Origin of the sequence: Bradyrhizobium canariense (genome assembly GCF_900105125.1) — a bacterium.
Classification (GTDB): Bacteria; Pseudomonadota; Alphaproteobacteria; order Rhizobiales; family Xanthobacteraceae; genus Bradyrhizobium; species Bradyrhizobium canariense_A.
On record NZ_LT629750.1, the window covers coordinates 419,660 to 432,575 of the forward strand.

Sequence of the window (12,916 nt, forward strand, 5' to 3'; positions counted from 1 at the left end):
CTCCGACCCGTGTGCGACAGTGCACGACCGAAAGGGATGGTAGCAAGGCCCGGGCCAGCGCGATATGCATTGGCGGCGAGCATTTGCTATGGATGGTTTGGGATTTGCCCGAAAAAGGGGCTGTCCCGTGCTTATTTCGGCGGCAGGATGCGGCGGGTGGCTGGTGACTTCGTGTCGTTCCCTGAACGATGATGTCCCGGTGTATCTTCCGGCTAATTTTGCCGAACGGGTGCGAGACGGCGAGGAGAGGTCATGAGCGATATAGTTACGGCGGGAATTCTGGTGATCGGCGACGAGATCCTTTCCGGGCGAACCAAAGACAAGAACATCGGCTTTATCGCGGAATACCTGACCAATATCGGGATCGACCTCAAGGAGGTCCGCGTCGTACCCGACGAGGAGGTTGAGATCATCGCGGCGCTGGACGCGCTGCGCCATCGCTACACCTATGTGTTCACGACCGGCGGGATCGGACCGACCCATGACGACATTACCGCCGACAGCATCGCCAAGGCGTTCGGCGTCGGCATCGATCATCACCCGGAGGTGGTGGCGCGCTTCAAGGAACGCTTCCAGAATCCCGGCGAATTGAACGAGGCACGGCTGCGCATGGCGCGGATCCCCGATGGCGCCGAACTGATCCAGAGTGCGACCATCCTCGCGCCGGGCTTCAAGATCGGTAATGTCATCGTCATGGCGGGCGTGCCGTCGATCATGCAGGCGATGATGGACATCGTGACGCCGAAGCTGAAGTCAGGCGTGCGGATGCTGTCGGAGTCGGTTCGCGCTAATGCGCGGGAGGGCGACATCGGCGGCCCCTTGCGCGCCATCGCCAATGCACACCCCGACACCATCATCGGCAGCTATCCGTTCCAGGACGAAGACAAGAAGCCGAATACCAATCTCGTCGTGCGTTCGCGCGACCCCGAGAAGCTGAATGCCGCGATGGCCGCGGTGAAAGAGATGCTGGCGGGATTGAACTTGGTCCGCTGACAAAGGAAGCGCGGCGCCGTGGACAAGAATTCGTTCTTCTGGAAAATGGTCGACGGCAGGTTGCCGCCGCCACCCTGCGCGAAGACGCTGGGCATCGAGTTTGCCGCTGTTGATGGCGAACGCGGCACCGTTGAAGTGAAATTCGAAGCCAAACCGGAATTCCTCAACCCCGTAGGCAACGTCCAGGGCGGGTTTCTCGCTGCCATGCTCGACGACACCATGGGACCCGCCCTGATCGCGACATTGGACAGCGGCGAATTCGCGCCGACGGTCAATCTCAATGTGCAGTTTCACCGGCCGGCCAAGGCAGGACCATTAAAGGGCATCGGCCGCGTGGTGCTGCGCGGCAAGGAAATCTGCCAGCTCAGCGGCGAGCTGTTCCAGGACGACAAGATCGTGGCGACTGCGACCGCTACCGCGATCATTCGCAAGATGTAGAGAATCTTGTTCTTACGTGAACAAGTGCATAGTTTTGACGGATGCCGCTGCAAAACCGTGTCACGCCGGAAGGCGACGTCATCGTTGATCCACATCGCGGGATGTTCACCGGCAATCGCGGCATCATTCACGATCCCGCAACCAAAACCCTTCTGAACAAGCGCTGGTCGAATCCCGCCTGGCTGACTTGCGTCTGCGAATTCAGGGGGCGGCGGCGCGAGGTGATGGGCGGCCGCAGCTGGACTGAATTGTTCTTTCTCGACGAGGCGACCGCGTTCGCTGCCGGGCATCGGCCGTGCTTCTTCTGCCGTCGCGACAACGCCAACCGGTTCCGCGCGGCCTGGGCCGAAGGCAATGGCGTTGGGCATATGCTCGCGCGCGACATCGATGCGGTGCTGCATCGCGAACGGCTCGAACGCGGTAGGAAACGCTTACACGCGCTGCCGATGCCAATGGAAAAATTGCCCGATGGCGCGATGGTGCGGAGCGGCGCGGAAAGTTACCTGATCACGCAGGGCAGGACGCTGCGATGGTCGCCGGCCGGCTATCGTGAGGCGTCGGACCGGATCAAGGATGCCATGCTGCTGACGCCACCGTCGACCCTGCGCGCGTTGGGTGCCGGCTATCGGCCCGTGCTGCATCCGACTTGCGTTAGATAGCGCTGCGCTCTGTTCACGCGATACTCGCAGCACGGCCTGGTCCACCTCTCCCCCGCTTGCGGGGGAGAGGTGGAGAGGGGGGTATTGTGGGCACCGCATTTGCGGCCGCCCCCTCCCTAACCCTCCCCCGCAAGCGGGAGAGGGGACCCGTTACACTCGCGGAGGCGGTAGACCTGACAGTCAGCAATCTCACCCCATCCGCTGCCGCGCCAGCTTCGCGCCGGCGCCGAGTGCCATCAGCTTGGCTTCGGCGATTTCCCGGCGCATCGGCGCCATGCCGCAATTGGTGGTCGCGACGATGTTGCTCTTCGGCACGAATTTCGAGACGTCGTCGATCACCTTGGCGACATCTTCCGCGGTCTCGACGGTGTCGCTGGCCACGTCGATCACGCCGGCCTGGACGACCTTGCCCTTGAGCAGGGAAAGCAATTCCAGGGGCACTTTCGAGTTGCGGCATTCGATCGCGACCTGCTGGATCGGGCTTTTGGCAATCGCCGGGAAAATATCCTCGTACTGCCGCCATTCGCCGCCCAGCGTCTGTTTCCAGTCGGTGTTGGCCTTGATGCCGTAACCGTAGCAGATGTGCACGGCCGTGGCGCAGGTCAGGCCTTCGGCCGCGCGCTCCAGCGCCTTGATGCCCCAGTCGCTGACCTCGCTCATATAGACGTTGAAGGCCGGCTCATCGAATTGAATGACATTGACGCCGTCGGCCTGCAGCGCCTTGGCTTCCTCGTTGAGCAGTTCGGCGAAGGCGAACGCCATCTTCACGCGGTCGCCGTAATGACGGTCGGCGATGGTGTCGATGATGGTCATCGGGCCGGGCAGGGTGAATTTCAGCTGTCGCGTGGTGTGGGTGCGGGCAACGCGCGCCTCGTCGGCATGGACGCGGCTCTTCAGCCGCAGCGGCGCCACCACCTGCGGCACCATCGCCTTGTAGCGGTCGTTGCGGATTCCCATCTCGACCTTGTGGGCAAAGTCGATGCCCTCGATCTTCTCCAGGAAGCCATGGACGAAGTGCTGGCGCGCCTGTTCACCTTCGGTGACGATGTCGATGCCGGCGTCTTCCTGCAGCTTCACCGCCAGCACGGTGGCGTCGCGCTTGGCACGCACCAACTCCTCGCCCGAAGACTTCCAGGGCGCCCAGAGCGTGTTGGGCTCGGCCAGCCATTCTGGTTTCGGCAAGGAGCCAGCGATCGTGGTTGGAAACAGCATGGGAGCCTCCCGATCGGATTTAATTGAGTGCCTGTCTGCCATGTCTTATGATCGAGGTACAGAACAACAAAAGTCGCCATCGCCGGGCTTTTTAGGCATCAATTGATGGCAAGGGAAGATGGCAAGGAAACCATGATCGACCTGCATTATGCCCCGACGCCGAATGGCTGGAAAATCTCGATCATGCTGGAGGAATTGGGGCTCCCCTATACGGTCATTCCCGTCGACATCCGGGCCGGCGAGCAATTCAAGCCGGAATTTCTGGCGGTCAGCCCCAACAATCGCATTCCGGCGATCGTCGATCATGCACCGGTCGACGGCGGTGGGCCGTTTTCGGTGTTCGAGACAGGGGCGATCCTGATTTATCTGGCCGACAAGACCGGCCGTTTTCTCTCCAAGGAGATGCGCGCACGGTCCAGGGTCATGCAGTGGCTGATGTGGCAAATGAGCGGGCTCGGCCCGATGCTCGGCCAGCACGGGCATTTCGCGCTCTATGCGCAGGAGAAAATCCCCTACGCCATCGAGCGCTATCGCGACGAGGCGGCGCGGCTCTATCGCGTGCTCGATACGCAACTCGGCAAGACCGGAAGCTTTGTCGCGGGCGACGACTATTCGATCGCCGACATCGCCTGCTTTCCCTGGACCATGACCCACAAGGCGCAAGGTTTTACGCTCGACGATTATCCCAACATCAAACGCTGGTATGCCGTGGTCCGCGCACGGCCTCAGGTGCAGGCGGGGCTGGCGATCGGCAAATTCGAAAAGAAGCCGTTCGACGACGAGGCGCGCAAGAACGTGTTCGGGCAGGCCGCAAAGGAGATGCTGCAGCAAAAATAACGGTTCGTCGTTCCGGGGCGCGCGAAGCGCGAGCCCGGAATCCATCACCACAATCGGGAGTATGGATTCAGGGTCTGCGCCAAGAGGCGCATCCCGGAATGACGAGAATGAGTTGGGTTGACTGAACCAACAACAAAGGAAACGCCATGATCGAGTTCTTCTTCGACTGCTCCAGTCCCTGGACCTATCTCGCCTTTCACAACATCCAGCCGCTCGCAAAAGAGTTCCGCGTCGAGATTTCGTGGCGGCCGATTCTGGTCGGCGGTATCTTCAACAGCATCAATCCCAGCGTCTATGCCTCGCGTGAACATCCGGTGCAGGCCAAGGTGGATTACCAGAAGAAAGACATGGCGGACTGGGCGCGCTCCGCCGGGCTGACCATCAAGATGCGGCCGACGGTGTTCCCGGTAAACAGCGTCAAGACGATGCGCGGCTGTATCTGGCTCGGCAAGGACATGCTGCCGTTCGCGCGCACGGCGTTCGAGATCTATTGGGGCGAGGACAAGGACATCTCGCAGGACACGGTGCTGACGGAGGTCTGCAAGCGGGTCGGCGTGGATCCCGCGAAATTCTTCGCCGGAATCGGCCAGCAAGCGATCAAGGACCAGCTCAAGGCCAACACCGATGAGGTGATGGCGCGGGGCGGGTTCGGTTCGCCGACCATCTTCATCGACAGGACCGACATGTATTTCGGCAATGACCGCCTGCCGCTGATCCGCGAAGCGCTGCAACGGCGCAGGGCGAGCGCGGCCTGATGCCGAAGGCCGTCGTCTGCCGCGAACTTGGCCCGCCCGAAAGTCTGCGGCTGGAGACGTTTGCGTCATCGCCGCTGGCGGCGGGACAAGTGCGTGTCGCGGTACACGCCGCTGGGATCAATTTCCCTGACATATTGATGGCGGCCGGTGAATATCAACTCAAGCCAGAGCTGCCGTTTACGCCGGGCGTGGAAGCCGCAGGCGAGGTAATCGAGGTCGACCGCGGAGCGGCGGGCGTCGCAATCGGCGACAAAGTCATCGTCAAATTGCGGCACGGCGGATACGCCGATGAGGCGGTGGTGACGCCGGGACAGTTGACGCCGTTGCCCTCGACCTTCGATTATGCCGAAGGCGCGACGTTCCTTGCCGCGCACGGCACCGCGTATCACGCGTTGGTCGATCGCGGTCAGCTTCAGCGAGGCGAGGTGCTGCTGGTGCATGGCGCCGGTGGTGGCGTTGGCCTTGCCGCGGTCGAGATTGGCAAGCTGCTCGGCGCCACCGTGATTGCTGCGGCTTCATCGGAGGAGAAGCTCGCCATCGTGAGAGCAAAGGGTGCGGATCATCTCGTGCTTTACACGCACGAGCCGTTCCGCGATGCCGTCAAGCGCATCACCGATGGCCGCGGCGTTGATGTGGTGTTCGATCCCGTCGGCGGCGAGATTTTCGAGAACAGTGTGCGCTGCATCGCCTGGGGCGCGCGCCTGCTCGTGATCGGGTTCACCGGCGGCATCGGGCTTGCCCGCACCAATCTGCTGCTGATCAAGGGCGCGAGCGTGCTCGGCGTCCGCGCCGGCGAGGCGGTGCGGAAAAACCCGGCGCTTGGCGAGGCGCGGATCAAGGCGCTGCTGGGGTGGGCGGAAGAAGGGAAGGTGCGGCCGAACATTTCGGACCGCCTGCCGCTGGAGCATTACGCGCAAGCGATGCGGCTGTTGATCGATCGCAAGGCGATTGGGCGCGTGGCGCTGATCACGCGGCTGTAGCCGTAGGGTGGGCAAAGCGAAGCGTGCCCACCAGGGTGCGGAAGAAGGCACACGGTGGGCACGACGCGAAAAGCGTCTTTGCCCACCCTACGAGCTGACCGCGATATCGATCGCCCTCACTTATATTCCCGCTCGTCCCACCACGGGAAATAGTCGGGCATGTCGGCCGAGACCTTGTTCTTGAACTGCGCCGGGCGCTTTTCCAGAAACGACACCACGCCTTCTTTGACATCGTCGGAGCGGCCACGGGTGTAGATACCGCGGCTGTCGACTTTGTGCGCTTCCATCGGATCGTCGGCGCCCATCATGCGCCACATCATCTGCCGGATCAGCGCCACCGAGACCGGCGCGGTTTTGGTGGCGATCTCGCGCGCCAGCGCGCGTGCCGTCGGCAGCAATTGGTCCGCCGGCACCACCTTGCTGACGAGACGGCCGGCCAGCGCCTCCTGCGCCGGGAACACGCGGCCGGTGTAGCACCACTCCAGCGCCTGCGAGATGCCGACGATGCGCGGCAAAAACCAGCTCGAGGCGGCCTCGGGCACGATGCCGCGCTGGGAGAACACGAAGCCAAAACGCGCGTCCACGCTGGCGATGCGGATATCCATCGCGAGCTGCATGGTGACGCCGATACCGACCGCAGGCCCGTTGACCGCCGCGATTACGGGTTTCAGGCATTTGAAGATGCGCAACGTAACCTGCCCGCCGCCGTCGCGCACATTCGGATCGCTGTAGTCGACCTTGCCATTGGCAAGACGCTTCACCGGTCCGCGCTTGGCGTCGCGGTCGAAAGTATCGGCGCCGGAAGAGAGATCGGCTCCGGCGCAGAACCCGCGGCCTGCGCCGGTAACGATGATGGCGCGGACATCATCGTCCTTGTCGGCCTGGTCGAAAGCGTCGATCAACTCCTTCTGCATGGTGGCGTTGAAGGCGTTCAGCTTGTCGGGCCGGTTCAGCGTGATGGTCAGAATCTGTTCGGCGACCTCATATTTGATCGTCTCATAGGCCATCGGGTGTTTCCTCTTTTCTTTGTCATTGCCGGGCTTGACCCGGCAATCCATCGTTATCAAGAGGATGGATGCGCGGGTCGAGCCCGCGCATGACAGTTGGGTATGTCGTGCCGTTACTTCTTCGGCGGCTTCGGCCACGGCTTTTGCGCAGCCCGCAAACCCTCGAACGCCTTCGCCATGCCGAGCACGCCGAGATCGTCGAAGCGGCGGCCGATGATCTGCACGCCAATCGGAAAGCCGTGTTTGTCGTAGCCGCCGTTGATCGAGGCTGCCGGATTCTCCGACATGTTCCACGGCACGGTGTAACAGATGTGCTCGAACGGTTTTTCCGGATCGTTCAGCGGGGCGGCGAACTCGGCCGGGAAATTCACCACCGGCGACACCGGCGAAATCACGTAGTCGAGATCGGTAAACAGTTTTGCCGCGGCGGCCCGGATCGCCATGGTCGCATTGAAGCCCCTGACCACATCGACACCGCTGAGCTTCGCGCCGGCTTCCGCCCATTTGTAAATATAGGGCAGCGCCTTGGCGCGTTGTTCCGGCGCCAGCTTCGACAGATCGTCCCACATCCGCGCGCGCCAGAAATTGTCGAGCCCGTCGAGCATTTCGCGCGTCAGCACGCCGTCGACTTCGGTGACGACGGCGCCGGCGGACTCAAAGGCCTTTGCGGCTTTGATCGAGATATCGCGGACCTCTTTCTCTAGCTTTTGTCCGACGCCGAGGTCGAGCATCAGCCCGATACGCATTTTGCGCGGAGATTTCTCGAGCGCCTTCCAGTTGATGTCATGCGCCGGCAGGCTCATGCCGTCGCGGCGATCCGGCTTGGACAGCACACCCATCATCAGCGCGGTGTCGTCGACGATGCGCGTCATCGGCCCGGCTACCCGGCCGACGTAAGGCGGATCGATCGGAACCCGTCCCAGACTTGGTTTCAGCGCAACGAGACCGCACCAGCAGGCGGGAAGGCGCACTGAACCACCGATGTCGGTGCCAAGATGCAGCGGGCCGTAGCCGGCTGCACCGGCCGCGCCAGCGCCCGAACTGGAGCCGCCGGGGTTCTTGCTGAGGTCCCAGGGATTGCGGGTGAGGGAATGAAAACTCGACAGACCTGACGACAGCATGCCGTAATCCGGCATGGTGGTTTTGGAAAAGATGATCGCACCGGCTTCGCGCAACCGCGCGGCCGGGGGCGCATCCACCGTCGCCGGTACGAGCGTGTTGGAAGCGGCGCCCAGCGGCATCGGCACGCCTTTGGTCGCGATATTCTCCTTGATGGTGACGGGCACGCCGTCGAGCGAACCGGCCGGCGCGCCGTTCTGCCAGCGTTCGGTCGAGGCTTTTGCGACCGCGCGCGCGCCTTCCGGATCGAACGCATAGAGCGCCTTGATATGCGGCTCCCACGCCGCGACGTGCTTAAGCACGTCATCGAGCACCTCGGACGGCGAGAATTGCTTGCTGCGATATCCCGCGAGCAGATCGACGGCGCTGAGATCATGTAGCGGCGTGACCGCATCCTGCGCTGCTGATTTATGCATGGGCGGCCACCGGCAACCGGGTTTCGATGATGCGCGCGAACATGCTGGCGGCGATCGGGATCGCCTTGTCGTCGAAGACATAGCCGGGATTGTGTACCGGCACCGAACCCTCATGGCCGACCCAGAAATAGGCGCCGGGCACCGCGTGCAGCATGTCGGCGAAATCCTCGCTGCCCATCTTCGGCTGCGTCCGGGTGATGACCTTCGCGGGATCGACCACCGTGCGCGCCACTTCGGCGACCACTTTGGACTGCTCTTCCTGGTTGACCAGTACGCTGAAGATGTCGCGGATGTCGACTTTGATCTCGACCTGGAAGGCGCTGGCAATGCCGGCGCAAATCGTTCGCATCCGTTCCCGGATCAGCGCGCGTACCTCGTCGGAAAACGCCCGCACGGTGCCGCAAAGCTTCGCCTCGCCGGGGATTACGTTGTAGGCGGAACCCGAGTGGATCTGCGTGATCGACAGCACCGCCGGATCGGTCGGACCGACATTGCGGCTGACAATGGTCTGCAGGGCCTGTGCGACCGTCATCGCGATCACGACCGCGTCTTTCGACCGTTCGGGCATCGCGCCATGGGCGCCATAGCCCTGGATGACAATGTCGAAGAAATCAGCGCCGGCCATCGCCGGTCCCGGAAGTACTGCAAGCTCGCCGTGGTTCAAATCGGGTGCGTTGTGCAGCCCGTAGATCTCGTCGCAGGGAAACCTCTCGAACAGCCCGTCCTTGATCATGGCGCGCGCGCCGCCGAGGCCTTCTTCGGCCGGCTGGAAGATGAAATGCACGGTGCCATCGAAATTCCGGGTCTCGGCGAGGTAACGCGCGGTGCCGAGCAGGATGGTGGTGTGGCCGTCATGGCCGCAGCCGTGGAAGCGGCCGGGAATGGTCGAGCGCCATTTCAGATTGGTGTTCTCTTCCATCGGCAGGGCGTCCATATCGGCGCGCAGCCCGATGCGCTTGCCGCCGCCGCCATTGCCCTTGAGCACGCCGACCACGCCGGTGCCGCCAAGGCCGCGATGCACCTCGATGCCCCACTGCGTCAGCTTGTCGGCAACGATGCCGGAGGTGCGGACTTCCTCGAAGCCGATTTCGGGATGCGCGTGCAGATCCCTGCGGATCGCGGTCAGTTCGTCGGCAAAGCCTTCGATACGGTCGATATTGGGCATGTCTGTTATCCGATGGCGGAGGAGGGTGAACCTGAGTTGACGGCGGAAGTGAAGGCGGGACCGTTCGGCTTGATTCGGATGCCCGGACGCAACCGCGTCCACGGCAGCGTCGCGGTATCGGCGGGCATGGCGCCGGGCGAGGCGCAGATCAGCAATTTTTCGGCGATCGGTTCGAAATCGGCGCGGAAATGCACCGAGCTCTTGTTGACGAGGATCGATTGCTCGGTCGGCTCGATGCCGACATAGCGATACATCGATTGATCGGCGAGCTGCGCCTTGTGCGAACTCACGACCACCCTGACATCGCCGATCCGCAACGCCGCCGACGGTCCCATGTCCATGTCGCGACCGCCGTAATAGGGACCCGGCGCGACGAACTGTCCGTCGGATAGTTTTTCGACGATAAAGTTTTCCTTGTACGGCGCGTCGCCTGAGATGCCCGACTTGCCGCCAAGCGCCAGCGCGACGGTGGCGCCGACGCCCGCGGCATGGGCGGCCTGCGCCGACAGCGGATCATAGATCACGCCGATCGCAGCCTTGGTGGCGTTGTTGCGAACCAGCGCCCGCAACATGCCCGTGGTGTCGGAATCGCCGCCGGCGCCGGGATTGTCCTGGGTGTCGGCGATGACGATCGGCTTGCGCGCGGACTTTGCCAGTTCCATCGCGTGGCGGACGCCTTCATCGGGCGAATAGATCCGGCCATCGAAATCGTCTTCGTGGCCGGCGATGATTTTTGTCATCGCATCCGCCGCCGAGTCAGCGTCGGCCTGCGTCCTGCCGTAGGCAAATACGCTGGGCCCGCAATCAGGAAAGTCCGCCGCCGGAAAACCGGGCGCAAAGGACAGCGTCGGCACGGCGTCGCTCTCGAGCGCCGCCAGTTTCTGATAAATGCCTTTGGTCGGCTGGTCGTTGGTGCATTGCCAGCTGATCGGAATCAGGAAGGGCAATTGCCGGAACGATTTTGCGAATTTCTGTCCGGATTGCAGCAACAGCGCCAGATGCCGCGCGGCGGCGCGGCCGGTATCGGCCATATCGACATGCGGATAGGTGCGGTAGGCGATCAGCGCGTCGGCGTGCTCGACCATGGCAGGCGTGACATTGGCGTGCAGATCGAGGCTGACCACCAGCGGCAGATCCTTGCCGATCACCTTGCGCACGCGCGCGAGAATCTCGCCTTCGCCGTCGTCAAAATGTTCCGTGACCATGGCGCCATGCAGATCGAGATAGACCGCATCGAGCGGCCCCGCGTCTCGGATGCCGTCAACCATCACTTTGACGACGCGCTCGAACGCATCCTCGGTGACATGCGCCGAAGGGCTGGCGCCGCATGAAATGGTCGGCACCAGTTCCCAGCCATTGGCTTGCGCGGCCTCGACGAAGCCCGCCAATCCGACATTGATGTTGCGCATGGTCTTGAGCACGCCGGCGCCCAGCGCCATCGCCGGCCAGCCGCCGCCATGCACGAAGTCGTCGTAGGTCGCCTTGGTCGGCGCGAAGGTATTGGTTTCGTGCAGGAAGCCGCCGACGGCGATACGGGTCATCGTTTGGTCTCGGTTAGTGGTCGCGCGGGACGTTAGACTTGTCACTGCTGAATGCGCAAGCGACGAAGCAATCCACTCCCGCATGGCCTCGAACCATTTTGGGATTGCTTCACCTCTCGCAATTGCAGCGAATTATGCCGTCACAACGGCGCCCGGCGAAACTGGCCGAAAGTTGGCAAAATCCCATTGCCGTCCGGGTGCGGCATCAAGTAGCGCGCGGGTATAGGCCTCTTTCGGATTGGTCAAGACTTGCGCCGCCGGTCCCTGTTCGATGACCCGGCCATGCTGCATCACAGCGACATCGTCGCAGATTTGTGCCGCGACGCGCAGATCGTGGGTAATGAACAACAGCGCGATGCCGAGCCGGGCCTGGATCTCGTCGAGCAATTCAAGCACCTGGGCCTGCACCGAGACGTCGAGCGCCGAGACCGCTTCATCGGCCACCAGCACATCGGGATCAAGCGCCAGCGCGCGGGCAATGGCGATGCGCTGGCGCTGGCCGCCGGAGAACTGGTGCGGGTAGCGCGAGACGGCATCGGCGGGCAGATCGACCAGTTCAAGCAGTTCCCGCGCCTTTGCCAGCGCTTCTTTCCGCGCCATGCCGTAATTGATCGGCCCCTCGGCGATGGTCTCGCCCACGGTGATGCGCGGGTTGAGTGAACGATAGGGGTCCTGGAAGATGATCTGAATGCGCTTGCGATGCGGTTGCAGCAGCCGGCGTGACAGCTCGGAGATTTCGCGCCCCACCAGACGGATGCCGCCCGAGGTCGGATCGATCAGCCGTACGATGCAGCGCGCCACGGTCGATTTGCCGGATCCGCTTTCACCGACGATGCCGAGCGTGCGGCCCTTGCGCAAGGTGAGGGTGACGTCCTGCGCCGCCGCAACTTCACGGGCTTTGCCGAACAGCGAGCGCTCGCGATAGACCTTGCCGAGTTCGTTGGCTTCCAGCACCACCGGCTCGGTTGATTCCGGGCGCGGCGCCCGCGGCACCAGGCTCGGCACCGCCGAGAGCAGGTTGCGCGTGTATTCCATGGTGGGCTTGCGCAGAATGTTGTCGAGCGTTCCGGTCTCGACCAGCTTGCCGTGACGCATGACCGCGACGCGATCGGCGATTTCCGCGACCACGCCCATATCGTGGGTAATGAAGAGCACGGCGGTGCCGTGGTCTCTTTGCAGATCCCGGATCAGCGTCAGAATCTGTTTCTGCGTGGTGACGTCGAGCGCGGTGGTCGGCTCATCCGCGATCAGGAGCTTCGGCTCGAGCACCAGCGCCATCGCGATCATGATGCGCTGGCGCTGGCCGCCGGACAGGCGATGCGGAAAAGATGAGAAAATCCGTTCGACATCGGGCAGGCGCACCTGCTCCATCATCGCCAGAATGCGCTTGCGACGGGTTCGCGCGTCGAGATCGGTGTGGGTGCGCAGCACCTCGTCGATCTGCCGCCCGACCGGCACCACCGGATTAAGCGCGGTCATCGGTTCCTGGAAGATCATCGCCATGGTGGTGGCGCGCAATTGCCGCAGCCGCCGGTCGCCGGCGGTGAGCAGTTCTTCACCGACCAGCTTGATGCTGCCGCCGGAAGGCACCAGCGAGCCCTTTTGCAGCAGTCCCATCGTGGTGAGCGAGGTGACGGATTTGCCCGATCCGCTTTCGCCGACCAGGCACAGCGTTTCGCCCTCGCGCACCTGCAAGGAAATGCCGTCGATGATGCGCTGGCCTTGCGGATTCTTGCCGAGGTTAACGGTGAGATTGTTGATATCGAGAACGACGGCGTTTGAATTGGGTGCCAT

12 protein-coding genes are annotated in these 12,916 nt (G+C 62.9%); 6 read left to right on the forward strand and 6 right to left on the reverse strand.

All coding sequences use genetic code 11. The features are described 5' to 3' along the window. Positions 1–252 precede the first annotated feature (252 nt). From BLV09_RS01985 to BLV09_RS01995, 3 genes are read left to right on the forward strand one after another with little or no spacing between them, the layout of a single operon-like run. Entirely contained in the window at positions 253–993 is a 741-nt protein-coding gene (locus tag BLV09_RS01985) for a competence/damage-inducible protein A (protein ID WP_146686136.1), read from the forward strand. A gap of 18 nt (positions 994–1,011) precedes the next feature. Next, positions 1,012–1,431 (forward strand): PaaI family thioesterase, encoded by a 420-nt coding sequence (locus BLV09_RS01990; protein ID WP_197685018.1) that lies wholly within the window; start codon positions 1,012–1,014, stop codon positions 1,429–1,431. A gap of 41 nt (positions 1,432–1,472) precedes the next feature. After that, entirely contained in the window at positions 1,473–2,090 is a 618-nt protein-coding gene (locus BLV09_RS01995; protein WP_146686137.1) for a hypothetical protein, read from the forward strand. Between the two features lie 189 nt (positions 2,091–2,279). Here BLV09_RS01995 and BLV09_RS02000 read toward each other — a convergent pair whose 3' ends face one another. After that, the gene (locus tag BLV09_RS02000) at positions 2,280–3,302 is read right to left on the reverse strand and encodes a methionine synthase (RefSeq protein WP_146686138.1); all 1,023 of its coding nucleotides are present in this window, start codon (positions 3,300–3,302) and stop codon (positions 2,280–2,282) included. Between the two features lie 132 nt (positions 3,303–3,434). On the opposite strand from BLV09_RS02000, the gene BLV09_RS02005 reads away from it, so the two are divergent. The 3 genes from BLV09_RS02005 to BLV09_RS02015 all read left to right on the forward strand — a co-directional run bounded on the left by BLV09_RS02005 (position 3,435) and on the right by BLV09_RS02015 (position 5,874). Continuing rightward, a complete protein-coding gene (locus BLV09_RS02005; RefSeq protein ID WP_146690950.1) occupies positions 3,435–4,139 on the forward strand; it encodes a glutathione binding-like protein in 705 nt (234 codons plus the stop codon). Positions 4,140–4,285: 146 nt separating this feature from the next. Further along, complete coding sequence (locus tag BLV09_RS02010) at positions 4,286–4,894, forward strand: 2-hydroxychromene-2-carboxylate isomerase (protein WP_146686139.1); 609 nt, start codon at positions 4,286–4,288, stop codon at positions 4,892–4,894. Continuing rightward, the gene (locus BLV09_RS02015) at positions 4,894–5,874 is read left to right on the forward strand and encodes an NADPH:quinone oxidoreductase family protein (protein WP_146686140.1); all 981 of its coding nucleotides are present in this window, start codon (positions 4,894–4,896) and stop codon (positions 5,872–5,874) included. Before BLV09_RS02010 ends, BLV09_RS02015 begins: the two co-directional genes overlap by 1 nt. Positions 5,875–5,990: 116 nt before the next feature. Here BLV09_RS02015 and BLV09_RS02020 read toward each other — a convergent pair whose 3' ends face one another. The 5 genes from BLV09_RS02020 to BLV09_RS02040 all read right to left on the reverse strand — a co-directional run bounded on the left by BLV09_RS02020 (position 5,991) and on the right by BLV09_RS02040 (position 12,916). Continuing rightward, a complete protein-coding gene (locus BLV09_RS02020; RefSeq protein ID WP_146686141.1) occupies positions 5,991–6,881 on the reverse strand; it encodes a crotonase/enoyl-CoA hydratase family protein in 891 nt (296 codons plus the stop codon). A 113-nt stretch (positions 6,882–6,994) separates the two neighbouring features. Continuing rightward, entirely contained in the window at positions 6,995–8,416 is a 1,422-nt protein-coding gene (locus BLV09_RS02025) for an amidase (RefSeq protein WP_146686142.1), read from the reverse strand. Further along, on the reverse strand, positions 8,409–9,581 hold the full coding sequence (locus BLV09_RS02030) for a M20 aminoacylase family protein (protein WP_146686143.1): 1,173 nt from the start codon (positions 9,579–9,581) through the stop codon (positions 8,409–8,411). Before BLV09_RS02030 ends, BLV09_RS02025 begins: the two co-directional genes overlap by 8 nt. A 5-nt stretch (positions 9,582–9,586) precedes the next feature. Continuing rightward, on the reverse strand, positions 9,587–11,122 hold the full coding sequence (locus tag BLV09_RS02035; RefSeq protein WP_146686144.1) for a M81 family metallopeptidase: 1,536 nt from the start codon (positions 11,120–11,122) through the stop codon (positions 9,587–9,589). A 132-nt stretch (positions 11,123–11,254) separates the two neighbouring features. Then, positions 11,255–12,916 carry an ABC transporter ATP-binding protein gene (locus BLV09_RS02040; RefSeq protein WP_146686145.1) on the reverse strand — a complete coding sequence of 554 codons (1,662 nt, stop codon included), beginning with the start codon at positions 12,914–12,916 and terminating at the stop codon, positions 11,255–11,257.